Below are 26,337 nucleotides of genomic sequence, written 5' to 3' on the forward strand. Positions count from 1 at the left end.
TCAAGTATTCGAGAACGTCGATCAGTACTGATCGTCCTCGTCTTCGTCCTTCTGCGTGGATTTCAGCGAGGAGAGCTTCTTGAAGACCGCATCGGCGTCGATCTGTTCGTCTTCTTCGCGCTGGAGGTTGTAATCCAGACCTTCCGTCACGGTTGCCGGCTGCAGCGTGTTGTCCAGCTCTTCGGCTGTCGGCAGCGGGCGGCCGCGCGAGGCGCGTTCGACTTCAAGGTCGAGGTCGATCTGGCTGCAGAGGCCGAGCGTTACCGGATCCATCGGCGTCAGGTTTGCCGAGTTCCAGTGGGTACGGTCGCGAATCTGCTCGATCGTCGATTTCGTGGTGCCGACGAGACGCGAAATCTGCGCATCCTTCAGTTCCGGGTGGTTGCGAACGAGCCAGAGAATGGCGTTCGGACGGTCCTGACGCTTGGAAACCGGCGTGTAGCGCGGGCCACGGCGCTTGGATTCCGGCACGCGGACCTTCGGCTCGGAAAGCTTCAGCTTATGGTTCGGATTGGCTTCGGCGCGGGCGATTTCGTCGCGGGAAAGCTGTCCGGTTGCGATCGGATCGAGGCCCTTGATGCCCTGCGCGGCTTCACCGTCGGCAATTGCCTTGACTTCAAGCGGATGCAGTTTGCAGAACGTGGCGATCTGATCGAACGACAGCGCGGTGTTGTCAACCAGCCATACAGCCGTAGCTTTTGGCATGAGCAATTGTTGAGCCATAGATACAGTCCTTCTGTCCGTCCGCGCCGGTGTCGCGGGCGTGGTATCAACCACTGATTTCCGGGATATTGGCGCTCTATAACCGGATTGCATCATAATTGCAATTCTTTGCGAAACAAATGACCTTTGTCTAATTGCCGTGCGCATTTGAACTGCTATGAATTCAACACATGCCTGAGGTGGGAGTCTCAAGGTCACGCATATCTAGCCATATCTGGTTCCAGGAGGAGTTCATGTCTGCCAAAATCTACCCGGTTCTCAAATCGGCGAAGGCCCGCACGCTCATCGACAATGAGCGTTACCAGAAATGGTATCAGGAGAGCGTCGAGGATCCGGAAAAGTTCTGGGACAAGCACGGCCGGCGGATCGACTGGTTCAAGCCCTATACCAAGGTCAAGAATACGTCCTTCAAGGGTAGGGTGCCGATCAGGTGGTTCGAGGACGGCCTGACCAACGTCTCCTATAACTGTATCGACCGTCACCTGAAGACGCATGGCGAGCGCACGGCGATCATCTGGGAAGGCGACAATCCCTATATCGACAAGAAGATCACCTATAACCAGCTCTATGATTATGTCTGCCGTCTGGCGAATGTGCTGAAGAAGCACGGCGTCAAGAAGGGTGACCGCGTCACCATCTATATGCCGATGATACCCGAAGCGGCTTATGCGATGCTCGCCTGCGCCCGCATCGGCGCCATCCATTCGGTCGTCTTTGGCGGCTTTTCGCCCGAAGCGCTGGCGGGCCGCATCGTCGATTGCCAGTCCACCTTCGTCATCACCTGCGATGAGGGCGTGCGCGGCGGCAAGCCTATCCCGCTCAAGGAAAACACCGACAAGGCGATCGATATCGCCGCCAAGCAATATGTCATCGTCAACAAGGTTCTGGTGGTGCGCCGCACCGGCGGCAAGACCGGCTGGGCTCCCGGCCGCGACATCTGGTACCATCAGGAAATCGCCACCGTTAAGCCGGATTGCCCGCCGGTGAAGATGCGCGCTGAAGACCCGCTGTTCATCCTTTATACCTCCGGCTCTACCGGCAAGCCGAAGGGCGTGCTGCACACGACTGGCGGTTATCTCGTCTATACGTCGATGACACATGAATATGTCTTCGACTACAAGGATGGAGAGGTCTTTTGGTGTACCGCCGATGTCGGCTGGGTCACCGGACACTCTTATATTGTCTATGGGCCGCTTGCGAATTGCGCGACGACGCTGATGTTCGAAGGCGTTCCCAACTTCCCCGATCAGGGCCGGTTCTGGGAAGTCATCGACAAGCACAAGGTCAATATCTTCTACACGGCGCCGACGGCGCTCAGATCGCTGATGGGGGCGGGCGACCAGTTCGTTCAGCGCTCGTCGCGCTCCAGCATCCGTCTTCTCGGCACGGTGGGTGAGCCGATCAACCCGGAAGCATGGGAGTGGTATTACCATGTGGTCGGCGAAGACAAGAGCCCGATCGTCGACACCTGGTGGCAGACGGAGACCGGCGGCATTCTCATCTCGCCGCTGCCCGGTGCGACCGATCTGAAACCTGGCTCGGCGACGAGGCCGTTCTTCGGCGTGCAGCCGCAACTTGTCGATGCCGAAGGCAACGTGCTGGAAGGGCCGGCTGACGGCAATCTCTGCATCATCGACAGCTGGCCGGGCCAGTCGCGCTCCGTCTATGGCGATCATCAGCGCTTCATCGATACGTATTTCTCGACCTACAAGGGCAAATACTTCACCGGTGACGGCTGCCGTCGTGATGAGGACGGTTATTACTGGATCACCGGCCGCGTCGATGACGTGCTGAACGTTTCCGGTCATCGCCTTGGCACGGCCGAAGTGGAATCGGCGCTGGTGTCGCATCATCAGGTTTCGGAAGCGGCCGTGGTCGGTTATCCGCATCCCATCAAGGGACAGGGCATTTATTGTTATGTCACGTTGATGGCGGGCCAGAATGGCGACTATGCGCTGCGCGAGGAGCTGGTGAAACACGTGCGCAACGAGATCGGGCCGGTTGCGACACCTGACAAGATCCAGTTCGCGCCGGGCCTGCCCAAGACCCGTTCCGGCAAGATCATGCGGCGTATCCTGCGCAAGATCGCCGAGGACGACTTTGGTGCGCTGGGGGATACATCGACGCTCGCCGATCCGGCGGTGGTCGAAGACCTCATCGCCAACCGGCAGAACCGCACGGCGTGATCTTTTGAAAAGGCTGCTTCGGCAGCCTTTTTTCTGTCGGCCATTTTCACAAACAAAAACACCCGGAGGTGGAACCTCCGGGTGTTTTCAATTTTATCCGGTAAGGATTACTGGCCGCGGATCTTCTTCAGGTCCGCCAGAACGGCGTCAACGACGTCAGCGCCGATTTCAGCCTTGTGCTTTTCGTAAACGACCATCGACTTTTCGCGAATACGGGTCTGCTCTTCCGGAGACAGCGTGTTCACTTCGAGACCGGCAGCCTTGATCTTTTCCAGCGACTTCTGGTTCAGTTCGCGGATGACCTTGCGTTCTTCGTCACGGCCGACGACTGCGCATTCACGCAGGGCCGTCTGCTCTTCGGGCGTGTAGCTGTCGAAGATCGGCTTGGAGAAGAGGAAGAGGAACGGCGTATAGGCGTGGTTCGTCTCGGTGATGTACTTCTGCACCTCGTAGAACTTGGAGGTGTCGATCGTCACATAGGGGTTTTCCTGTGCGTCGATCGCGTTGGTTTCAAGCGCCGAGAACACCTCGCCGAAGGCCATCGGCGTTGCGTTGGCGCCGAGGTTCTGGAAGGTGTCGAGGAAGATGTTGTTCTGCATCACGCGGACCTTGAGGCCCGAGAAATCTTCCCACTTGTTCACGGCATGCTTGGAGTTGGACAGGTTGCGGAAACCGTTTTCCCAGTAGGCGAGATTTACGAGACCCTGCTCTTCCAGCTTCTTGTTCATCATGTCGCCGAAGGCGCCGTCCATGACGGCATCGGCTTCCTTGTCGTTCGCAAAGAGGAACGGCAGGTCGAAGACGCCGAGCGACGGGATGAGGCCGACGAGCGGCGAGGACGAGGTTACGACAGCTTCCTGAACGCCGGAGCGCAGGGCCTGCGTTGCCTGAAGGTCGCCGCCAAGCGCGCCGCCCCAGAATGCCGTGAGCTTCAGCTTGCCGCCGGATTTGTCATCGAGGCAGGCCTGCATGGCCTTGATGCCGTTGCCAACCGGGTGGTCCTGGTTGATGCCGTTCGAAACGCGGATGTTACGGCTGTTGAATTCGGCCATTGCCGGGGCAGCGGCGCCAACGGCGAAGGCAATCGCTGTAGTGGTCAGAAGAAGCTTTCTCATAATATCCTCCCTTGGATTGTGGTCGAGAAAAAGTATCGATTAACGAAGGTACTGCAGCGGAACCATGACGATGTCAGGGAATATCACCAGCAGCGCCAGCACGATGGTTTCGGCAACGAGGAACGGCCAGACGCCGATTGTGACCTTGCCGAGCGGGATGCGGCCGACACCGCTGACGACGTTCAGCACGACGCCAACCGGAGGGGTAATCAGGCCGATGGCGTTGTTGATGATGAAGAGTACACCGAAATAGACCGGGTCGATGCCTGCCTGCTTGATGATGGGCATCAGAACAGGCGTCAGGATCAGGATGGTCGGGGTCAGGTCGAGCGCGGTTCCGACGATGAAGACCAGCACCATGATGACGATCATCAGAAGCATCGGACGGTCGATCAGCGGCTCGATATAGCCTGCGACTTCGTTCGGAATGTTCGCCGCCGTGATGAGCCACGCGGAGACGAGTGCAGCGCAGACGAGGAACATGATGATCGAGGTGCTCTTGGCGGCGCGCAGAAGCACGTGGAACAGGTCCGCCGGCTTCAGTTCGCGGTAAATCACCATGCCGACGAACAGCGCGTAAGCGGCAGCGACGACGGCGGCCTCCGTCGGTGTCATGATGCCGGCCTTGATGCCGCCGAGGATGATGACGGGCATGCCGAGCGCCCAGCCGGCGCGGGCGGTTGCGACGAGACGTTCCTTGGCTGTGGTTCTCGGCAGCGGCTTGATGTCATCCTTGCGAACGACGATCAGCCAGGCGACGATCAGCGAAATGCCCATCAGAATGCCGGGAACGATACCTGCCAGGAAGAGCTGGGTGATCGAGACGTTTGCGGCGACGCCGAAAACGATGAAGGCCATGGACGGGGGGATCACCGGTGCGATGATGCCACCTGCAGCGATGAGGCCGCCGGAGCGCGGAATATTGTAACCGGCCTTCGCCATCATCGGGATGAGGATTGCGGCAAGGGCTGCGGTATCGGCTGCCGCCGAACCCGAGATGCTGGCCATGATGATGGCCGCCACGATGGCAACGATGCCGAGACCGCCCCTGATATGACCAACGCAGGCGATGGCGAAATCAATGATGCGGCGCGACAGGCCGCCCGAATTCATCAATTCGCCAGCCAGAATGAAGAACGGGATGGCCAGCAGCGTGAAGGTATCCGCGCCCGAAATCATGTTCTGGGCGATGATCGCAGTGTTGAACATGCCCATGTACCACATGAGCACGACGCCGCAGAACATCAGCGAGAAAGCGACGGGAACGCCAATCGCCATGGCTCCCAGGAGAGAGCCGACAAAAACGAGAAGTGTCATGGTATCAGCGCTCCGAAAGCTGTTCGATCGTCAGGTTCTCGCCCGCAAACTGGGCGATTTCGTCCTCTGTCACGCGGCCCGTCAAAAGACGGTAGAGGCGTTCCAGCGCGATGATGAACATCAGGCCGCCGGTGAACATGCCGATGCCATAGACCCAGATCATCGAAAGCTTGGTGACGGGGGCATGCATGCTGGCGTTGATGCCTGACTGCTTCCAGGTTCCCCAGAAGAAGATGGCGGAACAGGCCAGAATGATGATGTTCGACGCGATCATGCAGACGATGCGGGCACGGCGCGACAGGAACATCACCAGCGTTTCAATGCCCATGTGGCTGTTCTCACGGAAGGTGAGCACGGCGCCGAGGAAGGTCAGCCACACGAAGAAATAGCGCGACAGTTCTTCCGAGACGTTGATGCCGGAATTCATCGAGTAACGCATGACGACGTTGACGAAGACCATGATCGACATGCCGGCGAGCAGCAGGACGAGAATGATTTCGAGAATCCGGTAAAAGAGATTGATGGTCTTTTGCATTTTCCCCTCCCGAAGAAATATCTAGAGCAGCCCTCGTTTCGCCAGGTTGCGCATCAGGGCCGCGGTGCCGAATGTCCATTCCGGGCATTCGTCAGTCGTCGTGACCCAGTTGATCAGCTTACCGAGCTTGGGCGTGGAGATTTCGACACGGTCCCCCTTTGAATGGGTGAAACCGAGACCTGGTCCATGGCGGTCCTTTACCGGCGCGAACATCGTGCCAAGGAAAAAGACGGCACCGTCAGGATATTGATGGTTGCGGTTCAAAAGCTGCGACGCAAGGTTTTCCGGCGTGCGGCTGATCGCCTCCATGGGGCTGGCGCCCGTCATGGTGAAACCGTCTTCGCCTTCGACCAGAAGCGAGATCTGCGACTTCTTCACATCTTCAATGGTGAAGTTGCCGTCGAACAGGCGGATGAAAGGACCGATCGCGCAGGAGGCGTTGTTGTCCTTGGCCTTGCTGAGCAGCAGGGCGGAACGGCCTTCGAAATCGCGCAGGTTGACGTCGTTGCCAAGCGTTGCGCCGATGATGCGGCCATCGGAGGTAATGGCCAGCACCACTTCCGGTTCCGGGTTGTTCCACTGCGATTTCGGGTGAACGCCGATCAGGGCGCCGCAGCCCACCGAGGCCATGGCCTGCGCCTTGGAGAAGATCTCCGCATCGGGGCCGATACCTACTTCCAGATATTGCGACCACAGGCCCATTTCCTGGAGCAGTTTCTTGACTTCGGCGGCTTTTTCCGAGCCGGCCTCAAGTCCCTTGAGATTGTCGCCGAGAACCGGGGCCAGCCGCCCGCGAATTTCCTGCGCGCGCAGCGGATCGCCCTTGGCCTGCTCTTCGATCACCCGTTCCAGCATGCTGTCGGCAAAGGTGACGCCTGCAGCCTTGACGGCCTGAATGTCATTGGGGGCAAGAAGTTCGCCGGCGGAACCGTCCAGAAACGCCTCCAGCGCACCGAGTGCGACGAATGTACCGGTGTCGGCGAGCCGCTCCACCAGATCCGTGTTTTCCAGAAGTTCGGACATGGTCGGGGAAAGCGAAGTGAGGTCATAAAGCACGCCGCCCTTGAGCAGGACGGGGCAGGGGCCGCCCTCGCTTTTCGACCACACGCGGCCGACGAGCAGCGCGTTTTCGAAATCTTCAGGCAAAATTGCAGTAGCGTCGATGGACCTTGTGCCGGTCATGTAGTCCTCCCCTTCAGCATCCGACAGGCCGCCTCCTGCGGTCTTATTGTCTGGATGTCTGACAACTTAATCCCATTCTTCTTAGTATGACTTTTGCTACGAGTCTAGCGGCCTTGCCGACAAATTTGTCGTCTTTCGCGTCTCAATTCCCGGAAAGCCGTAAACCTGTCCTATAGCTTTGCCGGCGTGGTCTTTCGCTGCTCTCAGAAGATATCCAGTTCGAGATTGACCCGGCTTGCGGCGCCGATCAGATGCTTGCGCATGGCGTTCTTGGCAGCAGCGGCGTCTGCCTTCTCGACGGCCTCATAGATTGCCACATGTTCGGTGATCGTCACCTCGAGAATTTCGCCAAAAACCGCGCGGGAGAATGCGATGTTGATCGCGGAACTGATGCGTTCCGCGATGAAGCCGAGGAACATCAGAAAATATTCGTTCTGCGTCGCTTCCGCCAGAATGCGGTGAAAGTCGAGATCGGCAGCAACGCCTTCCGTTGACCAGTCATCGGCGGTTTTCATCTTTTCCAAAGCGGCCGCCAGCCGCGTCAGTTGCTGTGGGCTGCGATGCAGTGCGGCCAGACCCGCCGCCTCTATTTCCAGAGGCATGCGAAGCTGGAAAAGATCGCGGAAATTCTCCGGGTCGTTCAGCCGGGAGCGTTCGATGCGGATGGATAGTCTCTGCCGGGGATCGGTGACGAATGCGCCCACGCCCTGCCGGGTTTCGACAAACCCCTCGTTGCGCAATTGCGCGATCGCTTCGCGGATGACCGAGCGGCTGACCCCGAAGGTCTTCGCCAGAACATGTTCCGTCGGCAGCCTGTCGCCCGGGCCGAGCTTCGAATCATTGATTTCGCGCGCGATCTCCGCGGCGATCCGGCCGGGCAGATGGTCGTTGCGATGTATCTGATTGAACTCCAGCGTCATGGTTGCTCCCGTTCCACAGAAACGATTGGTTCTTTTTCCCGCGGCAGGCGACTTCCTCCTTCGCCGTCAACGGGGTTTTCAAAGGCGGCGTTTTCAGCCGCCTTTGCCGTTCCTCGATTAGCTATCCGGTTGCAGGGTTATCTGGCAACCGGGATTCATCCGCAAATCGGGGTCGAACGTGTTTTTAAGGCCAGTGATCATCCGGCGCTGCACATCAGATAGCCGGCTTTCGAAATCGGAGCGTTTCAGGCGGCCGATGCCGTGCTCGGCGCTGATGCTGCCGACGTAACGGTCAAGGACTTCGTTGACGAGGGTTTTCGATTTGTAGATGAAGGCTTCGCGCTCCTGCGGCGTTGCTCCGTTTGGCGGCAGCACGTTGAGATGGACGTTGCCGTCTCCGACATGGCCATAGGAAACCGCCAGGCATTCCGGCAGTTTTTCCGCCAGTTCAGCCTCTGCTTCGGCCACGAACGCCGCAAGTTTTGACAGCGGCACGGAAATATCGGTGCGCATATGGCTGCCGCGCAGCGCCTGACCCTCGTTCATGCCCTCGCGGAAAAGCCACAGCGATTGCGCCTGTGCTCGCGAGGAGGCGATGACGCCGTCCAGCACCAGACCGTCTTCCATGACGCCCTCGAGGAACCGTCCCATCAGGTCGGCAGTGTCTACTAGCCCCGAGCCGGAAATTTCCATCAGCACATAGGCCGGATAATCTCCGGCGATCGGCATTTTAAGGTCAGGGATTGCTTCGATTGCGAGTGTGAAGGCGACGGGCGGCATGAATTCGAAGGCGGACATCAGGTCGCAGCATTCGCGGCGGGCGCGGCGATAAAGCTTGATGGCGTCATCCAGCGAATTTAGGCCGAGCAGTGCCGTCTCGACATGTTCTGGATTGGGGTAGAGCTTTACGGACACGGCCGTGATGATGCCGAGTGTTCCTTCCGCGCCGATGAAAAGCTGCTTCAGGTCAATGCCACGATTGTCCTTACGCAGCGTCGACAGGCCATTCCAGATCGTGCCATCAGGCAATACCACTTCGAGACCCAGCACCAGTTCGCGGGTCATGCCGTAACGCAGAACGTTGATGCCGCCAGCATTGGTGGAGACGTTGCCGCCGATGCGGCAGCTGCCCTGCGCGCCGAGCGACAGCGGAAAGAACATTCCCTTGTCCTGAACCGCATCCTTGAATTCCGACAGAATACAGCCGGCTTCAACGACAGCCGAAAAATCGTCGCTGTCTATGGTGCGGATGGCGTTCATGCGCTCGAGGCTCAGCACGATCTGACGCTTTGGCTCATCGGGAATGCCGCCGAGTACCAGCCCGGTATTGCCGCCCTGAGGGATGATGGCGAGACCGAGTTCGGCGCAGGCGCGAACCGTATCGGAGACTTCCTTGGTCGAACGGGGGCGGATGACGGCTACCGCCGAACTGGTAACGTCACCATGCCAGTCGCGGCAATAGCGCAGCATGTCTTCCTGCGATGTCAGCAGCAATGCCTCGCCCAGCCTGTTCTTCAGCGAGAACCGCAATTCCTCGATATCGTGTTCGCTCACGATCGTCATTCCACCCTCTCCGTCCAATCCGCCCTAAAATATCCGGGCAAAGGTCTTTCGCCCTTGCTTTTGCCGGTTTGTGAAAAAATACTATTTTCAATCAAACCATATAAGGTTATCAGACAACCTTACAAGCTAATTTATCGGTTCACGAGCCGATGATGTTTTTTCGGTCTCGGGAGAATGACCGGGCCAAAGAGGAGGAAGATATGCATATCGCAATCATCGGTGCTGCAGGCATGGTTGGCCGTAAGCTGACGCAGCGTCTCGTCAAGGATGGATCGCTTGGCGGCAAGTCGATTGACAGATTCACGCTTATCGACGTGTTTCAGCCTGAAGCGCCGGCCGGCTTCTCGGGTGCGGTTGATGCGCGCGCAGCCGATCTGTCCGCGCCGGGCGAAGCCGAAAAGCTGGTCGAAGCCCGCCCCGATGTGATCTTTCATCTTGCTGCCATCGTATCCGGTGAAGCCGAACTTGATTTCGACAAGGGCTACCGTATCAATCTCGATGGCACGCGTTATCTCTTCGACGCCATCCGCATTGCCAACGGCAAGGACGGTTACAAGCCGCGCGTGGTCTTCACCTCGTCGATCGCCGTATTCGGTGCGCCGCTCCCCTATCCGATTCCGGATGAGTTCCACACCACGCCGCTGACCAGCTACGGCACGCAGAAAGCGATCTGCGAGCTGCTGCTCTCCGACTATAGCCGTCGCGGTTTCTTCGACGGTATCGGCATTCGCCTGCCGACGATCTGCATTCGCCCCGGCAAGCCGAATGCGGCTGCTTCCGGCTTCTTCTCCAACATCCTGCGCGAGCCGCTGGTTGGTCAGGAAGCGGTTCTGCCGGTGCCGGAAAGCATTCGCCATTGGCACGCTTCGCCGCGTTCCGCTGTTGGTTTCCTTCTTCATGGCGCAACGATCGACGTGGAAAAGGTCGGTCCCCGCCGCAACCTGTCCATGCCCGGCCTCAGCGCCACCGTTGGCGAACAGATTGAAGCGCTGCGCAAGGTTGCGGGCGAAAAGGCCGTTGCCCTCATTCGCCGCGAGCCGAATGAGATGATCATGCGCATGTGCGAAGGCTGGGCGCCCGGTTTCGAAGCAAAGCGCGCCCGTGAACTTGGCTTTACGGCTGAAAGCTCCTTCGAAGAGATCATTCAGGTTCATATCGAGGACGAACTGGGAGGTTCACTGAAATGAGTGTCGGCGGGGAGGAGAAGAAGCGGTCGGTTGCCTTTATCGGCACAGGCCTGATGGGCGGGCCGATGGCCCGGCGTCTGCTGGGCGCGGGCTTTTCGGTTGCGGTGTGGAACCGCAGCGTCGAAAAGGCTGAGGCGCTGGTTGCCGATGGCGCGGTTCTCGCGGCATCGCCGGCCGAAGCCGCCAGGGGTGCCGATATCGTCATCACCATGCTGAGCGATGGCAAAGCCGTGGGCGAGGTGCTGTTCGAGGCGGGTGTGGCCGAAGCGCTGGAAAAAGGCGCTGTTGTCATCGACAGCAGCTCCATTGCGCCGCCTATTGCGCGCGAACACTCCTCCCGGCTACGGGCAATGGGCATTCATCATGTCGATGCGCCGGTCTCCGGCGGTGTGCCGGGCGCAACGGCGGGTACGCTCGCGATCATGGCCGGTGGCGATGAGGCGCTGATCTCTGGTCTTTCGGATTTCTTCGCGCCGATGGGCAGGCTCACCTATGTCGGCCCCTCCGGTGCGGGCCAGCTTTGCAAACTCGCAAACCAGCAGATCGTCGCCATCACCATCGGCGCGGTTGCCGAGGCGATGATGCTTGTGGAAGCGGGCGGGGCATCCCGCGAAGGGTTCCGTAACGCCATACGTGGCGGTTTTGCCGAAAGCCGGATATTGGAGTTGCACGGCGAACGCATGGTGAAGCGCAATTTCGCGCCAGGCGGACCCTCCAAGTTCCAGCTCAAGGATCTGAACGGGGTGCTGGCGACGGCGAAGGATTTGTCCCTGACGTTGCCTTTGACCCAGCAGGTAACGCGGGAGTTCGATGATTTCGTCAGCGATGGCGGAGCCGATATCGACCATAGCGGTATCCTGCTTTACCTCGAAAAACTCAACAACCGGGAACAGGGCTGAGGCGGTCTCATGAGCGACGACAAGACACCCGTGCGGCGGCTGCGATCCCAGGACTGGTTCGACAACCCTGACCATCTCGACATGACGGCGCTCTATCTGGAGCGCTTCATGAATTATGGCGTGACGCCGGAAGAGCTGCGTTCCGGCAAGCCGGTCATCGGCATCGCGCAGAGCGGCAGCGACCTGACGCCCTGCAACCGCGTCCATGTCGAACTGGTCAAGCGGGTGCGCGATGGTATCCGTGATGCGGGCGGTATCCCTATCGAGTTTCCGACCCATCCGATGTTCGAAAACTGCAAGCGACCGACAGCGGCGCTTGACCGCAATCTTGCCTATCTCAGCCTGGTGGAAGTGCTTTACGGTTATCCGCTCGATGGCGTCGTGTTGACCACGGGCTGCGACAAGACCACGCCTTCGGCGCTGATGGCGGCAAGCACGGTTGATATTCCGGCTATCGTCTTATCCGGCGGGCCGATGCTCGACGGGTACCATGACGGCGATCTGGTTGGTTCCGGGACGGTCATCTGGCGCATGCGCCGCAAATATGGCGCCGGCGAAATCACCCGCGAGGAATTCCTGCAGGCGGCGCTGGAATCCGCTCCGTCGGTTGGCCACTGCAACACCATGGGCACGGCCTCCACCATGAATGCCATTGCCGAAGCGCTCGGCATGTCGCTGACCGGCTGCGGCGCGATCCCGGCCGCTTACCGCGAACGCGGCCAGATGGCCTATCGCACCGGCCGTCGCGCCGTCGAACTGGTTGTCGAGAATATCAAGCCTTCGGATATCATGACGCGCGAGGCGTTTTTGAACGCGATCCGCGTCAATTCGGCGATCGGCGGTTCGACAAATGCCCAGCCGCATCTGGCGGCGATGGCGAAACATGCGGGCGTCGAACTTCGCGAGGACGACTGGCAGGTTCACGGTTATGACATTCCGCTCATCGCCAATGTCCAGCCCGCCGGAAAATGGCTGGGCGAGAAATATCACCGTGCCGGCGGTACGCCCGCCATCATGTGGGAGCTTCTGAAGGCAGGCAAGCTTGATGGGAGCTGTCCGACCGTGACCGGCAAGACCGTGGCGGAAAATCTGGACGGGCGGGAATCGACCGACCGCGACGTGATCCTTCCTTACGATAAGCCGCTCAAGGAACGGGCCGGTTTCCTCGTCCTCAAGGGCAATCTGTTCGATTTCGCCATCATGAAGACGAGCGTGATTTCGGCGGAATTTCGGCAGCGTTATCTGAGCGAGCCGGGCCGCGAGGGCATTTTCGAGGGCAAATGTGTGGTGTTCGATGGTTCGGAAGACTATCACGCCCGCATCAATGATCCGTCCCTGGATATCGATGAGCGCACCATCCTCGTTATTCGCGGAGCGGGACCGCTCGGCTGGCCGGGTTCGGCCGAGGTCGTCAACATGCAGCCGCCGGATGCGCTGCTGAAAAGGGGCATTACCAGCCTGCCGACGATCGGCGACGGCCGGCAATCGGGAACGGCGGACAGCCCGTCGATCCTCAACGCCTCGCCGGAAAGTGCCGCAGGCGGCGGGCTGGCATGGCTCCGCACGGGCGATGTGATCCGCATCGACTTCAACAAAGGCGAGTGCAATGCGCTGGTGCCGGATGAGGAGCTTGCGGCCCGCAAGGCTGACGGCATTCCCGCTGTTCCCGCGGATGCGACGCCCTGGCAGCGCATTTATCGTCAGTCGGTGACCCAGCTTTCGGACGGCGCGGTTCTGGAAGGAGCTGCGGATTTCCGCCGGATCGCCGAGAAGATGCCCCGGCACAATCATTGATCGCACCTGACAAAAATCCCCGGCCACGTCCGGGGATTTTTCCTTTCGGACTGTTTCGCATTTGATTGCGACCTCCTAATGTATCCGCGAATCCGCGTTACATCCGCATTATCGAGGGCAGGACATGACAGATATTTCGATGATAGAGGCCGCGCGCGAGCGTATCGGCAACCATGCGGTGCGGACGCCATTGCTGTCGTCACCTTTTCTGGATGAGATTGCTGGGCGAAAGCTGTTCGTGAAGGCCGAATGCCTGCAGAGGACGGGTTCCTTCAAGTTTCGCGGCGGCTGGTCGGCCGTCTCCGGCCTGCCGGCGCAGGTGCGCGCCAAGGGCGTGATCGCCTTTTCCTCTGGCAACCATGCGCAGGGCGTGGCCCTTGCAGCCCGCCTGCACGACGTTCCCGCCGTCATCATCATGCCGTCGGATGCACCGAAGATCAAAATCGACAATACCCGCGCCTATGGCGCGGAGGTGGTGCTCTACGACCGGGCGAACGAAGATCGCGATGCCATCGGAGATCGCATTTCGCGCGAGCGTGGGCTGACACTGATCAGGCCCTATGACGAACCGCTGGTTATTGCCGGGCAGGGGACGGTGGGGCTGGAGATTGCCGAACAGGGCGCGGAGCTGAGTATCTATGCAGCCGAGGTTCTGGTGCCTTGCGGTGGCGGTGGCCTCACATCCGGCATCTCCCTTGCACTTGCGGCGAAAGCTCAGAACTACAAGGTCAGGACTTCAGAACCGGAGCGGTTCGACGATGTGGCCCGTTCCCTTGCCTCGGGCAAGATCGAGCGTAACGCCACGACCTCGGGTTCGATCTGCGACGCGATCGTCACGCCACAGCCCGGAAACATTACTTTCCCGATCATGGCGGAGCTTTGCGGAAAGGGCATTGCCGTGACCGAGGAGGAAGCGCTGCGGGCGATGGTTCTCGCCTTCAACCGGCTGAAGATCGTCGTCGAGCCCGGTGGTGCGGTGGCGCTGGCGGCGGCCCTCTTCCACGGCGATGAACTGGAGAGCGAAACGGCGATTGCAGTGGCTTCCGGCGGCAATGTCGATCCTGACATCATGGCGGGCGCGCTGTCCCGTTTCGGCTGAATGAGGTTGAGATCAAGCCTCGAGTCGTGCCGCGACCTCGTTGGCAATCGCCAGCGAGGCGGTCAGGCCGGGGCTTTCTATGCCGAAGAGATTGACGAGGCCGGCAACGCCGTGGGTTTCCGGCCCGTCAATGCGGAAATCCATGGCCGGTTCGTCCGGACCGGAAATCTTCGGCCGGATTCCGGAATAGGCCGGAATCAGCGCATGGTCGGGAAGGCCCGGCCAATAACGCCGTATCGCGTCGCCAAAACCCTCCATGCGGCGGGGATCAACGGCGTAATCGATGGTGTCCACCCATTCCACATCCGGCCCGAAACGGGCCTGGCCGGCAAGATCGAGAGTGAGATGCACGCCAAGGCCATGGGTGTGAGGTGCGGGGTAGATCAGCCGTGAAAAGGGCGACTTGCCGGCCAGCGAAAAATAGCTGCCTTTGGCAAAACGCGCTTGCGGGACCAAATCCTCCGACAATCCTTCGATCTTTCTTGCCACCATCGGCGCAACAAGTCCGGCGGAATTGACGAGCAGCCGGCATGTCAGGCTTGTGGGCTCCGCGCCGCCGACGTGAACCCGGAAACCATCGCCGATCACTTCTGCCTTTTCGAAGGGTGCGTTCAGGGCAAGGGCTGCGCCATGATCCTGCGCGTCTCCAAGGAGCGCCAGCATATAACCATGGCTGTCGATGATACCGGTCGAGGGCGATGTCAGGGCTGCGACGCAGGTGAGCGCGGGTTCGAGCGAGACTGCCTGTCGCTCATCGATCAGCTCAAGGTCGTCGCAACCGTTGGCTTTGCCTTTTTCGCGGAGGGTGGTGAGCATGGCCGTCTCTTCATCGCTCGCGGCGACGATGAGTTTGCCGCAGCGGCGATATGAGACGCCGTGGCTTTGACAGAAAGCATAGAGTCGCGCCTTGCCTTCCACGCAAAGCCGGGCCTTGAGGCTTCCGGCCGGATAATAGAGCCCGGCGTGAATGACTTCGCTGTTGCGGGAGGAAGTGGCCGAGCCGAATTCCTTTTCGCTTTCGAGGATGATGACGGAGAGGCCGCGCATCGCCAGCTCGCGTGCTGTCGCCAGTCCGATCACCCCGGCTCCGATGATGATGGCGTCGATATCCGTCATGGTCTTTTCCGTGCCCGCCGCTGGTTTTGAACGGAAATGCCCTCCAGCGCGTTGATCCCGGGCAATGGGTAGATTGATGCTTGCCGGTGGGCAAGTCGCAATCCGTATTTTTCCCGATGCGCCAATCTTATGGAATTTTATCTCTACTGAAACAGTGGGGAATAAAGCTATTCTCTACGTGAAATAAGCAATGCCCGCTTTGAAGGGCCGAGCAGGAAGGGAGTGCACAATGTCTTATTCCAAGGCAGGAAAAGTGAAAGACTTTGTCTCGCAGCCCCAGTCGCCGCGTAACTGGAAAGATTCGGTTCATGCGGCTCTTGTCGGCGTCTGCGTGGCGTTTGTCGCTGCCGTCATATTCGGTCTCGTTCCCTGATCCTCCCGACTTTCTCATCAGGGTATTTGAGAACAAAAGGCCGGTCGCTCCTCCGACCGGCCTTTTTCATGTCCATTCATGCCTTCAGGTAATCCTCGGCCAGATCAACCCAGAAAGCGGTTCCGATCGGCAGGATATCGTCGTTGAAATCGAATTTCGGATGGTGCAGCGGTGGGTCGTTGTCGGTGCGCGCGGTGCCGAGGAAAAAATAACAGCCGGGCCGCTTCTCCAGCATATAGGCGAAGTCTTCCGCGCCCATCGACGGGCGCTGCATCTCAGCCACCCTTTCAGTTCCGGCAAAGCGGCGGGCGAGATCGGCGACATAATCCGTTTCCGCCTTGTGGTTGACCGTTGCGTTATACCCGCGCTCGTAATCGATGGTGACGCTCATGCCATAGCTGGCCGCCTGGCCTTCGGCTATCGCCCGGATGCGCTTTTCCAGCTCATCGCGCACGCCCGGATCGAAGGAGCGGATGGTCAGCAGCATTTCCGCCGTCTCGGGAATCACATTGCTGGCAGCACCCGCATGGAACGCGCCAACGGTGACGACCGCCGACAATTGCGGATGGATATTGCGGGATACCACCGTCTGCAAGGCCATGATGATGCTCGCGCCGGCAACGATGGGGTCGGCCGCGTCCTGCGGCTCGGCGCCGTGGCCGCCGTAACCGTTGACGGTGATCTTGCACTCGTCGACAGCGGCGAGAATCGGCCCCTCGCGCAGCACGAATTGCCCGAAGGGCAGGCCGGGATCGTTATGCAGGGCAAAAACCGCATCGCAGGGAAAACGTTCGAATAGCCCGTCCTCGATCATGATTCTGGCGCCGCCGAAATTTTCTTCCGCCGGCTGGAAGATCAGATGCAGGGTTCCATCGAAATTCTTGCGCTCAGCGATGATCTTTGCCGCGCCGAGCAGCATGGCGGTGTGGCCATCGTGGCCGCAGGCATGCATCACGCCCTGATTGGCGCTTGCATAATCCGCCCCCGTCTCTTCGTGGATCGGCAGGGCGTCGATATCGGCGCGGATGCCGAGCGTGCGTGTGCTGTCGCCATTGCGCAGAGTGGCGACGATACCGGTGCCGGCGAGCCCGCGCGTCACCTCATAACCCATTTCCACCAATTGCCCGGCAATGAAGTCCGAGGTTTTGAACTCCAAAAGACCGATTTCCGGATTGCGGTGCAGGTGGCGGCGTATGGCCACCACATCTGGCATATGGTTGGCAAAGAATGCGATATTCGCGGTCTGTTTCGTCATTTTCAGAATCCCGGGTTTGGCCGTTTTTTCCGGCGTCTTTCCCAAGGGACATATCAGCATATTTATGTATTCTAAAGTGTCGTTATCGGCGCGGAAATGGCCTGAAATTCAGCGCTTGCATCGTGCCGCGACAGGTGGCATGGAACTATTGACGTCCTGGGGCATTAGCTTCTTTCGGATGTAGCGCGGGCAGTCTCGGTTCCGCGTTGCCCTTCAGGTTGTCAACGGGGGATTATCGACGTTGCGCGAACAATTTTCGCCGTCGGGGAGGGTGCGAAATTCGGTCGGAACGGCATTGCCGGGCCGCAGGATGCCATTTTCTTCCTGTTATCGAAAATCTCCTGTCCGCACCGATCTGCGGTTTTCCGATCGTATCGGAATAATTTCACTGCAACATGCTGCACCTGCGGATACCACCCGCCTGACGATTCGTTCCGCACGGCGTCCGGTCCGGTTCACCGAAGGTTCAGGATAAGTCATAAATATAGCGTGGCCTGATTTTCGTATGTGTTCCCGCCATGGACGAAATGCCGGTCAAGTCGAACAAGTTTCCCTAAAGTTCAGAATACGAGCCCGATGTCATTTCATATTACCCCGACCGCCGCCGCCCGTGATTCCGAGACGAAGCAGATCGATCATAACGATTCGATCCGCGCGTCCTATATGACGGTCGAGGAACTGCATGATGCGGGCGCCGCGCTTTCGCGCGATGGCGCCGACAGCCTTCCCGGCTTCATGGAGTTCGATTTCTTCGAACGTCATCGTGAGAACGAGAAGGAAATTCTGCGGGTCTACCGCACAACGGCGGTCGACGCGGAAAATGGCGCGACGATAACGCCGGCGGCGGAATGGCTGCTCGACAATCACTACGTCATCGAAGAGGCGATCCAGGAAGTCCGCCGCGATTTTCCGCGCAAGTTCTATCGCCAGCTGCCGACGATGACGGTGGGCGGTGTGACGATCCCGCGGGTCATGGCGCTCGGCTGGCTTTATGTCGCCCATACCCACAGCACGGTTTCGCGCGAGAACATGACGGCGCTGGTGGATGGCTACCAGACCTCAAAGACGCTGCAGATCGGCGAATTGTGGGCGCTGCCGTCGATCATCCGTTTTGTCCTCATCGAAAATCTTCGCCGCATCTCCATCCGTGTGGAGCGTTCGCGCCGCATGCGCCAGAAGGCGAACGAGGTCGTTGACGAGATCATTCGTCTCAACGATGCGGAGGCCTCCGCGGCCCTTTTGAAGCAGGTCGATACGCTGGTCGACGACCCGACTTTCGCAACGCAATTCCTTTATCGTCTCCGCAACGGCTCCCAGACATCGGGTTTTGCGGTGGCATGGCTCGAAGAGCGCCTGCATGCTGCCGGCACGGACGCCGAAAACGTCATGATGTCGGAACATAACCGTCTTGCATCCGGCAACGTGACGATGGGCAACATCGTCAAGAGCCTGCGCGAAATCGACGATACCGAATGGTCGGTGTGGTTCGAGGAAGTCAGCCACATCGACAAGGTTCTGCGCGAAGAGACCGATTACGAAACGCTCGATTTCGGTTCGCGAAACACCTACCGCAATACTATCGAACTTCTGGCGCGCCGTTCTCCCAAGACTGAAGTTGAGGTTGCGCGTGCCGCTGTCGAAATGGCGCGCGCTGATACGCCTGTGGAGGCGGACGAGACACATCCCGTCAATGTCGGCTCCGTGCTCGTGGGCCAGCGTCGTTTCGAGCTTGAGAAGGCGCTGGGTTACCGGCCTTTGGTGTCGCAGCGTATCGTCCGGGCGATGCGCAAGTTCAACTGGCTTGCGATTGCGGCGCCGGTGTTTCTAATCACCGCGCTCGCCATGCTCGCCGTTGGCTGGTTCCTGGCGCAGGCGGGCATGCCCTGGTATGTGGTGACCGCCTTCCTGCTGATGTTCGCATTGCCGGCATCCGAGGGCGCGACCGGCCTCTTCAACACGCTCGTCACCTTCTTTGTGAAGCCGTTCCGGCTGGTCGGATACGAGTTCAAGAACGGCATTCCGCAGGACGCCCGCACGCTGGTTGCCGTGCCCTGCATGCTGACCAGCCGCGACAGTGTCGATGAGATGATGCGCAATATCGAGGTGCATTATCTCGCCAATCCGCATGGCGAGATCTATTTCTCGCTGGTGAGCGACTGGCGCGATGCGCAGTATGAACAGTCCGACGATGACCTCGAAATTCTCGATTATGCCAAGCGTGAGCTTGCGGCGCTGAACAGCCGTTATGCCTTTGACGGCAAGACGCGCTTTTACCTGCTACACCGCCGCCGCATCTACAATTCGGCTGAAGGCTGCTGGATGGGCTGGGAGCGCAAGCGCGGCAAGCTGCATGAGCTGAACATGCTGCTGCGCGGCGACAAGGATACAACGTTCCTGGGCGGCGCCAATGTCGTGCCGGAGGGCGTGAAATACGTCATGACACTGGATGCCGATACGCGCCTGATGCGCGATGCGGTGACCAAGCTCGTGGGCAAGATGCACCACCCGATCAATCGTCCGGTGATCGACCCGGTGTCCGGACGGGTTGTCGAAGGCTACGGTCTGCTGCAGCCGCGCGTAACGCCCTCGCTCACCACCGGCAAGGACGCATCCGTTTTCCAGCGGGTCTTCTCGATCAACCGCGGTATCGATCCTTACGTCTTCACCGTTTCCGACGTCTATCAGGACCTGACGTCCGAGGGCACCTTCACCGGCAAGGGCCTTTACGACGTGGATGCCTTTGAGGCGGCGCTGAAGGGCCGGATCGAGGAAAACTCCATTCTCAGCCACGATCTGCTCGAAGGCTCCTTCGCGCGCTGCGCGCTGGTGACCGACGTGGAGCTGGTCGAGGATTTCCCGACCCGTTACGAGGTTGAAGTGTCGCGCCAGCATCGCTGGGCGCGTGGCGACTGGCAGCTTCTGCCCTTTATCCTCGATCGTGCCCGTGGCGTTACCGCGATCGGCCGCTGGAAGATGGTCGATAACCTGCGTCGCTCGCTGACGCCGATCGCCTGGTTCTTCGCTTCGATCCTCGGCTGGTATTTCATGGACCCACTGGGCGCGCTGATCTGGCAGATTTTGCTGATCTTCTCGCTGTTCGTAGCCCCCACGCTTTCCCTGCTCTCCGGCCTCGTGCCCCGCTCCACCGATATCGTGCCGCAGGCGCATTTTCACACCATCTGGTCGGAAATCCGCGCGACCAACGCACAGGTGGCGCTGCGCATCGTCTTCATCGCCGATGCCGCCTGCATGATGACGGATGCTATTGCCCGCTCGCTTTACCGCCTGCTCGTCAGCCACAAGCTGATGCTGGAATGGCGTACCGCCGCCAGCATGCAGTCGAGCGCGCAGGGCAGCATCATCGATTATTATCGACAGATGTGGCATGCGCCCGTAGTGGCGATGCTCGGCCTGCTGTTCGCGGCGCTGCCGGGTGACAATGCCTTCCTGATCGGCATTCCCTTCACGCTTCTCTGGGTTCTGTCGCCTGCCGTTGCCTGGTATGTCAGCCAGTCGGCTGAAACCGAAGACCGGCTGTTCGTTTCGGAACACGTCTCCTTCGAGCTTCGCAAGATCGCGCGCCGCACATGGCGTTATTACGAGGCCTTCGTGACGCCGCAGGAAAACCACCTGCCGCCTGATAACTTCCAGGAAACGCCGGAGCCGATCGTCGCATCGCGTACGTCGCCCACCAATATCGGCGTCTACCTGCTCTCCATCATTTCGGCGCGCCAGTTCGGCTGGATCAGCTTTGCCGATACTCTGGAGCGGATCGAGAACACGATCCAGACCGTCGAGAAGATGGAGAAACATCGCGGCCATCTCTACAACTGGTACCATACGGACACGTTGCAGACGCTTGGACCCCGCTACGTTTCGGCGGTGGACAGCGGCAACCTCGCCGGTCACCTGATCGCGGTCTCTTCGGCCTGCCGACAGTGGGCGGAAGCGCCTTCCGCGCATCTTCAGGGCAATCTGGACGGTATCGGTGATCTTGCCGGCATCCTGCGCGAAACGCTGAAGGCGCTGCCTGACGACCGCAAGAACCTGCGTCCGCTGCATCGCCGCCTTGAAGAGCGTATCATCGGCTTCTCGAACGCTCTCGCCTCCGTCAAGCGCGAGCATGAATTCGCGTCGATCCGCGTCATCAATCTGGCGGTGCTTGCGCGCGACATCCAGAAACTCGCTACCAATGTCGATCACGAAGTGAAGTCTGCGCAGAGCGCGGAAGTGACCCGCTGGGCGCAATTGCTGGTGGATTGCTGTGAGGCGCATATTTCCGACAGCGCCATCGATCTCACCAATATGGAACCGTTGCGCCAGCGTCTCGCATCGCTGCGCGACCGCAGCCGCAACCTCGCTTTCTCGATGGATTTCACGTTCCTTTACCGCAAGGATCGTCGTCTTCTCTCGATCGGCTACCGCGTCGAAAGCAAGGAGCTGGATGAGGCCTGCTACGACCTTCTGGCGTCCGAATGCCGCCTGACCAGCCTGTTTGCCATCGCCAAGGGTGATCTGCCGACAGAGCACTGGTACCGTCTCGGCCGTCAGGTCGTGCCGATCGGCGCGCAGGGCGCGCTGGTCTCCTGGTCGGGTTCGATGTTCGAATATCTGATGCCCCCGCTCGTCATGCAGGAGCGTCAGGGTGGCATTCTCAACCAGACCAACAATCTGATCGTCAAGGAACAGATGAACCACGGCCGCCGCCTCGGCACGCCATGGGGCATTTCCGAAGCGGCGTTCAACGCCCGCGATCACAACATGAACTACCAGTACACCAACTTCGGCGTGCCGACGCTTGGTCTCAAGCGCGGCCTTGGCCAGAATGCAGTGATCGCGCCCTATGCGTCGATCCTCGCCAGCCAGTACGATCCTGATGGTGCGCTTGAGAACCTCGACAAGCTGCGCAAGCTTGGCGCGCTTGGCCAGTACGGCTTTCATGATGCGGTGGATTTCACACCGACACGTGTGCCTGATGGTAAGGTCTGCGCGGTGGTCTACAACTATTATGCCCACCACCACGGCATGTCGATTGCGGCCGTCGCCAACGTCGCTTTCGATGGCGTGCTGCGCGAACTCTTCCATTCCGATCCGGTGATTGAAGCGGCCGAACTGCTGTTGCAGGAAAAGGCACCGCGCGAAGTGCCCGTCATGAGCGCGAAATACGAGCCGGAAACCCCCGGCAAGGAACAGGCGGACCTGTTGCGTGCGGAAGTGCGCTCCATCGTCGACCCGGCCGCGCGCGACCGCGAAGTGGTGTTCCTTTCGAACGGCCATTATTCGACGATGCTCACCTCTACGGGTGCCGGTTATTCGAAGTGGAACGGTCAGGCGATTTCCCGCTGGAAGGCCGATCCGACCGAAGACCGCTGGGGCACCTTCATCTTCCTGCGCGACACCACCAACGGACAATGGTGGAGTGCGACGGCAGAGCCGCGTGTTATCGAAGGCGAAAAGACCAAGACGATCTTCACCGACGACAAGGCCGAGTTCCACAAGACCACCGGCGATCTGCAGAGCGTGGTCGAATGCATTGTCGCCACCGAGCACGATGCCGAAGGCCGCCGCGTCACGCTGCTCAATGTCGGTTCCGAGGATCGCTATATCGAAGTGACCTCCTATATGGAGCCCGTCATTGCGTCTGAAGATGACGACAACGCCCATCCGCTGTTCTCGCGCATGTTCGTGCAGACCGAGATTGGCCGCCGCGGTGATGTCATCCGCGCCTGGCGCAACCGTCGCAGCCCGAACGAGCCCGGCACCGTCATCGCGCATCTTGCCGCCGACAATGCCGGCCCGTCGCGCCCGACGGAATTCGAGACCGATCGTGCCAAGTTCATCGGCCGCGGCCGCTCGCTGCGCGAAGCGGCGGCTTTCGATGCCGGTGCGACGCTTTCCAGCAACGACGGCTTTACGCTTGATCCGATCCTGTCCTTGCGCCGCACCGTACGCGTGCCGGCGGGCAAGAAGGTGAGCGTGATTTTCTGGACGATTGCCGCGCCAAGCCGCGAGGAGGTCGACAAGGCGATCGACCGTTATCGTCATCCGGACGCGTTTGCCCATGAACTCGTGCACGCCTGGACACGCACGCAGGTGCAGATGCGCCATGTGGGCGTCACCTCGCAGCAGGCGGCCGCCTTCCAGCATCTCGGCCGCTATCTGACCTATCCGGACATGCATCTGCGTGCGGATTCGGAAACGCTGAAAACCGGCCTTGCCTCGCAGCGTGCTTTGTGGCCGCTCGCGATTTCAGGCGATTTCCCGATCTTCAGCCTGCGCATCAACGACGATATGGACATGGATATCGCCCGTGAGGCGCTGAGCGCCCATGAATATCTGCGTTCACGCGGCGTGATCTTCGATCTCGTTATCGTCAACGAACGGGCTGCATCCTATGCACAGGACATGCAGCATGCGCTGGATCATATTTCCGAGGCGCAGCGCCGCATCAATCCCGCCGATGGCGGTCGTCCGCACGTCTTCTCCGTGCGCCGCGACCTGATGGACGAAGAGACGTGGAGCGCGCTTCTCGCCGCTTCTCGCGTTGTTCTCCACGTGCGCAACGGCAAGATTGTCGACCAGATCAACCGTGCGGTCTCGCTGTTTGCGGCCCATCGCGGCCCCGATGGCACAAGCGATGCTGCGCAGGCCCGTTTGCCGGTTCCGGCCTTTCCGGTTGCGGAACAGGTCGAAGATGCGGGTGATCTCGATTTCTGGAACGGTTTTGGCGGCTTCGCCAGGAACGGCCAGGAATATGTCGTGCGCCTCAATGGCGGGCAGTCCACACCGCATCCGTGGATCAACGTCATCTCGAACGAGAGTTTCGGCTTCCACATTTCGGCCGAAGGCGCCGGTTTCAGCTGGAGCCGCAATTCGCGCGACTATCAGCTGACGCCCTGGAGCAACGATCCGGTCGTCAACCGGCCGGGTGAGGCCTTCTATGTCGCCGATGTGGAGACAGGAAAGCTCTATACGCCCTGCGCCGCGCTGTCGCGCGATCCCGAAGCCATGTTCGAAACCCGCCATGGCCTGGGTTACTCCGTGCTGACAGGCGTGGCCGATACACTTGAAGTCGAAGTGACGCAGACCGTTGATCGCGAAAAACCGGTCAAGTTCTCGCAGGTCATCGTTCGCAACAAGGGTTCAAAAAGCCGACGCCTGAAGGTCTATGCCTATGTGGAATGGGTGCTGGGCAACAATGCCCAGAAATCCGCACCGTTCATTCTGAGCAGACACGATGCCGGCAGCAATGCTATCTTCGCGTCGAACCCCTACAGCATCGACTATAGCGCCCGCACCGCTTTCCTGACGCTCGACAGCGAGGCGAGCGGGTTTACCACCAGCCGCCGGGAGTTCATCGGCCGCTTCGGGTCGGCGCAGGCGCCGCAGGGCATCGTGTCCGGCGCCGCACTCAGCGGCAGCACCGAGGTCGACGGCGATCCCTGTGCCGCGCTGATGCAGGAAATCCATCTGAAGCCCGGTGAAGAACGGCACATGACCTTCATTCTCGGCGATGCCGACAATGCGGAAGAGGCCGAAGCGCTGGTAAAGGACGTTCGCAAGGCGGACTTCCAGACGGTGCTGGATGAGAGCAGGGCGTTCTGGACGGGCTTTACCGGCCAGTTGCAGGTTTCCACGCCGGATGCCGGTTTCAACCACATGGTCAACAACTGGCTGCCCTATCAGGCGCTGGCGTGCCGCATTCTGGCGCGCACGGCCTTTTACCAGTCGAGCGGCGCCTTCGGCTTCCGCGACCAGCTTCAGGATACGCTGGCCTTCCTGCTCTACCAGCCGGATCTCGCCCGCAAGCAGATCCTGCGTGCAGCCGGTCGTCAGTTCCCGGAAGGCGATGTGCAGCACTGGTGGTTGCCGCTGACCGGTGCCGGTGTTCGCACCACCATCTCGGATGACGTGGTCTGGCTTGCTTATGCAATCAACCAATATGTCTCGGCCACGGGTGATGTCGCGATCCTCGATGAAAGCATCCCCTTCCTGAAGGGCGCCGCATTGATGCCCGGCCAGCATGACGCTTTCTTCCAGCCGGAGACCAGCGACAGATCTGCTACGCTTTACGAACATGCGGCGCTGGCGCTTGATCTCGCCATTCATCGCACCGGCGAAAATGGTCTGCCGCTGATCCTAGGCGGCGACTGGAACGATGGCATGAACCGCGTCGGTGTCGGCGGCAAGGGCACCAGCGTCTGGCTCGGCTGGTTCCTTTCCGGGGCGTTGCGCGATTTTATCACGATTGCGGAGAAGCGTGGCGATGCCGACCGCGTCGGCAAATGGGCATCGCATCGGGAAAGGCTGCGCAACGCGCTGGAAACAGCGGGTTGGGATGGCAGCTATTACCGGCGCGGTTATTTCGATGACGGCACGCCGCTCGGTTCCGCCGAAAGCGAGGAGTGCCGGATCGATTCCCTTGGCCAGAGCTGGAGCGTTCTTTCCGGCGAAGGCGAAGAGGGTCGGTCGCGGCAGGCGATGGATGCCGTCATGGAGCATCTGGTCGATGAGCAGACCGGCATTATCAGGCTGTTCACGCCGCCCTTCTCGCGTGCACCGCATGATCCGGGTTACATCAAGGGATATCCGCCGGGCGTGCGTGAAAACGGCGGGCAATATACCCATGCCGCAACCTGGGTGGTTCTTGCCCTCGCCAAGCAGGGTAGGGCGCAGGAGGCATGGAACTGCTTCAAGCTGCTCAACCCGGTCAATCATGCGCTCGATGCGGCATCGTCAGAAACCTATCGGGTCGAACCCTATGTGGTGACCGCGGATGTTTATGGTGAAGGCGCTTATGCGGGCCGTGGCGGCTGGAGCTGGTACACGGGTTCGGCCGGCTGGCTCTACCGCGCCGCTGTCGAGGGTATTCTCGGCATCACACGCACCGACGGCAAGCTGCATATTGCGCCGTCTCTGCCGGAGGACTGGAGCGGTTTCTCGGTGAAGATCACGCTCGACGGGAAGGCAAGGGACATCGCCGTCAGCCGCAAGGCCGGTGGGGCGGAAGTCTCCGTATCCGTCGATGGCAAGGCTTTGTCGGCAGGCGACAGGGTGATCCCCTTCGACTGAG

At 60.0% G+C, this 26,337-nt stretch carries 16 protein-coding genes; 7 read left to right on the plus strand and 9 right to left on the minus strand.

What is annotated here, in order from left to right:
* Positions 1-21: 21 nt before the first annotated feature.
* On the minus strand, positions 22-723 hold the full coding sequence (locus QRN60_RS19420) for a DUF1013 domain-containing protein (protein WP_003505184.1): 702 nt from the start codon (positions 721-723) through the stop codon (positions 22-24).
* Between the two features lie 233 nt (positions 724-956).
* Here QRN60_RS19420 and acs point away from each other — a divergent pair, with 233 nt between their 5' ends.
* Positions 957-2,909 carry an acetate--CoA ligase gene (gene acs / locus QRN60_RS19425; RefSeq protein ID WP_111834622.1) on the plus strand — a complete coding sequence of 651 codons (1,953 nt, stop codon included), beginning with the start codon at positions 957-959 and terminating at the stop codon, positions 2,907-2,909.
* Between the two features lie 107 nt (positions 2,910-3,016).
* Here acs and QRN60_RS19430 read toward each other — a convergent pair whose 3' ends face one another.
* From QRN60_RS19430 to QRN60_RS19455, 6 genes are all read right to left on the minus strand, one after another.
* The gene (locus tag QRN60_RS19430) at positions 3,017-4,024 is read right to left on the minus strand and encodes a TRAP transporter substrate-binding protein (RefSeq protein WP_060727351.1); all 1,008 of its coding nucleotides are present in this window, start codon (positions 4,022-4,024) and stop codon (positions 3,017-3,019) included.
* A gap of 39 nt (positions 4,025-4,063) precedes the next feature.
* Complete coding sequence (locus tag QRN60_RS19435; RefSeq protein WP_003505178.1) at positions 4,064-5,341, minus strand: TRAP transporter large permease; 1,278 nt, start codon at positions 5,339-5,341, stop codon at positions 4,064-4,066.
* Positions 5,342-5,345: 4 nt separating this feature from the next.
* Positions 5,346-5,876 carry a TRAP transporter small permease gene (locus QRN60_RS19440; protein WP_003505177.1) on the minus strand — a complete coding sequence of 177 codons (531 nt, stop codon included), beginning with the start codon at positions 5,874-5,876 and terminating at the stop codon, positions 5,346-5,348.
* Between the two features lie 21 nt (positions 5,877-5,897).
* On the minus strand, positions 5,898-7,058 hold the full coding sequence (locus QRN60_RS19445; protein WP_003505175.1) for a fumarylacetoacetate hydrolase family protein: 1,161 nt from the start codon (positions 7,056-7,058) through the stop codon (positions 5,898-5,900).
* 203 nt (positions 7,059-7,261) lie between these two features.
* Complete coding sequence (locus tag QRN60_RS19450) at positions 7,262-7,978, minus strand: FadR/GntR family transcriptional regulator (RefSeq protein ID WP_284766388.1); 717 nt, start codon at positions 7,976-7,978, stop codon at positions 7,262-7,264.
* Positions 7,979-8,095: 117 nt separating this feature from the next.
* Positions 8,096-9,541 carry an FAD-binding oxidoreductase gene (locus QRN60_RS19455; RefSeq protein ID WP_129564806.1) on the minus strand — a complete coding sequence of 482 codons (1,446 nt, stop codon included), beginning with the start codon at positions 9,539-9,541 and terminating at the stop codon, positions 8,096-8,098.
* A gap of 200 nt (positions 9,542-9,741) precedes the next feature.
* Between QRN60_RS19455 and denD the strand changes: the two genes are divergently transcribed.
* The 4 genes from denD (at position 9,742) to QRN60_RS19475 (ending at position 14,520) form a co-directional block, all read left to right on the plus strand.
* Positions 9,742-10,728: a D-erythronate dehydrogenase gene (gene denD, locus QRN60_RS19460; protein WP_003516536.1), complete on the plus strand. Its 987-nt coding sequence runs from the start codon at positions 9,742-9,744 to the stop codon at positions 10,726-10,728.
* Complete coding sequence (locus QRN60_RS19465) at positions 10,725-11,627, plus strand: NAD(P)-dependent oxidoreductase (RefSeq protein ID WP_019566003.1); 903 nt, start codon at positions 10,725-10,727, stop codon at positions 11,625-11,627. The genes denD and QRN60_RS19465 overlap by 4 nt, the downstream gene beginning before the upstream one ends.
* 9 nt (positions 11,628-11,636) lie before the next feature.
* On the plus strand, positions 11,637-13,421 hold the full coding sequence (locus tag QRN60_RS19470) for an IlvD/Edd family dehydratase (RefSeq protein WP_111791626.1): 1,785 nt from the start codon (positions 11,637-11,639) through the stop codon (positions 13,419-13,421).
* A 124-nt stretch (positions 13,422-13,545) separates the two neighbouring features.
* Positions 13,546-14,520: a threonine ammonia-lyase gene (locus QRN60_RS19475; protein ID WP_003505156.1), complete on the plus strand. Its 975-nt coding sequence runs from the start codon at positions 13,546-13,548 to the stop codon at positions 14,518-14,520.
* Positions 14,521-14,532: 12 nt separating this feature from the next.
* Here QRN60_RS19475 and QRN60_RS19480 read toward each other — a convergent pair whose 3' ends face one another.
* Positions 14,533-15,636 (minus strand): NAD(P)/FAD-dependent oxidoreductase, encoded by a 1,104-nt coding sequence (locus QRN60_RS19480; RefSeq protein ID WP_003505153.1) that lies wholly within the window; start codon positions 15,634-15,636, stop codon positions 14,533-14,535.
* 229 nt (positions 15,637-15,865) lie between these two features.
* Here QRN60_RS19480 and QRN60_RS19485 point away from each other — a divergent pair, with 229 nt between their 5' ends.
* Entirely contained in the window at positions 15,866-16,009 is a 144-nt protein-coding gene (locus QRN60_RS19485; RefSeq protein WP_003505150.1) for a hypothetical protein, read from the plus strand.
* Positions 16,010-16,085: 76 nt separating this feature from the next.
* On the opposite strand, the gene QRN60_RS19490 is transcribed toward QRN60_RS19485, so the two are convergent.
* The gene (locus tag QRN60_RS19490) at positions 16,086-17,264 is read right to left on the minus strand and encodes a M20 aminoacylase family protein (protein WP_162690273.1); all 1,179 of its coding nucleotides are present in this window, start codon (positions 17,262-17,264) and stop codon (positions 16,086-16,088) included.
* A gap of 576 nt (positions 17,265-17,840) precedes the next feature.
* On the opposite strand from QRN60_RS19490, the gene QRN60_RS19495 reads away from it, so the two are divergent.
* Entirely contained in the window at positions 17,841-26,336 is an 8,496-nt protein-coding gene (locus tag QRN60_RS19495) for a glycoside hydrolase family 94 protein (protein ID WP_129564805.1), read from the plus strand.
* Position 26,337 lies beyond the last annotated feature (1 nt).

The organism is Agrobacterium sp. CFBP2214 (genome assembly GCF_030209895.1).
Lineage (GTDB): Bacteria > Pseudomonadota > Alphaproteobacteria > Rhizobiales > Rhizobiaceae > Agrobacterium > Agrobacterium radiobacter.

Excerpts from the sequence above, each read along its gene's own strand:
- QRN60_RS19420 (WP_003505184.1), bottom strand. The coding sequence starts at position 723 with ATGGCTCAACAATTGCTCATGCCAAAAGCTACGGCTGTATGGCTGGTT.
- acs (WP_111834622.1), top strand. The coding sequence starts at position 957 with ATGTCTGCCAAAATCTACCCGGTTCTCAAATCGGCGAAGGCCCGCACG.
- QRN60_RS19430 (WP_060727351.1), bottom strand. The coding sequence starts at position 4,024 with ATGAGAAAGCTTCTTCTGACCACTACAGCGATTGCCTTCGCCGTTGGC.
- QRN60_RS19435 (WP_003505178.1), bottom strand. The coding sequence starts at position 5,341 with ATGACACTTCTCGTTTTTGTCGGCTCTCTCCTGGGAGCCATGGCGATT.
- QRN60_RS19440 (WP_003505177.1), bottom strand. The coding sequence starts at position 5,876 with ATGCAAAAGACCATCAATCTCTTTTACCGGATTCTCGAAATCATTCTC.
- QRN60_RS19445 (WP_003505175.1), bottom strand. The coding sequence starts at position 7,058 with ATGACCGGCACAAGGTCCATCGACGCTACTGCAATTTTGCCTGAAGAT.
- QRN60_RS19450 (WP_284766388.1), bottom strand. The coding sequence starts at position 7,978 with ATGACGCTGGAGTTCAATCAGATACATCGCAACGACCATCTGCCCGGC.
- QRN60_RS19455 (WP_129564806.1), bottom strand. The coding sequence starts at position 9,541 with ATGACGATCGTGAGCGAACACGATATCGAGGAATTGCGGTTCTCGCTG.
- denD (WP_003516536.1), top strand. The coding sequence starts at position 9,742 with ATGCATATCGCAATCATCGGTGCTGCAGGCATGGTTGGCCGTAAGCTG.
- QRN60_RS19465 (WP_019566003.1), top strand. The coding sequence starts at position 10,725 with ATGAGTGTCGGCGGGGAGGAGAAGAAGCGGTCGGTTGCCTTTATCGGC.
- QRN60_RS19470 (WP_111791626.1), top strand. The coding sequence starts at position 11,637 with ATGAGCGACGACAAGACACCCGTGCGGCGGCTGCGATCCCAGGACTGG.
- QRN60_RS19475 (WP_003505156.1), top strand. The coding sequence starts at position 13,546 with ATGACAGATATTTCGATGATAGAGGCCGCGCGCGAGCGTATCGGCAAC.
- QRN60_RS19480 (WP_003505153.1), bottom strand. The coding sequence starts at position 15,636 with ATGACGGATATCGACGCCATCATCATCGGAGCCGGGGTGATCGGACTG.
- QRN60_RS19485 (WP_003505150.1), top strand. The coding sequence starts at position 15,866 with ATGTCTTATTCCAAGGCAGGAAAAGTGAAAGACTTTGTCTCGCAGCCC.
- QRN60_RS19490 (WP_162690273.1), bottom strand. The coding sequence starts at position 17,264 with ATGACGAAACAGACCGCGAATATCGCATTCTTTGCCAACCATATGCCA.
- QRN60_RS19495 (WP_129564805.1), top strand. The coding sequence starts at position 17,841 with ATGTCATTTCATATTACCCCGACCGCCGCCGCCCGTGATTCCGAGACG.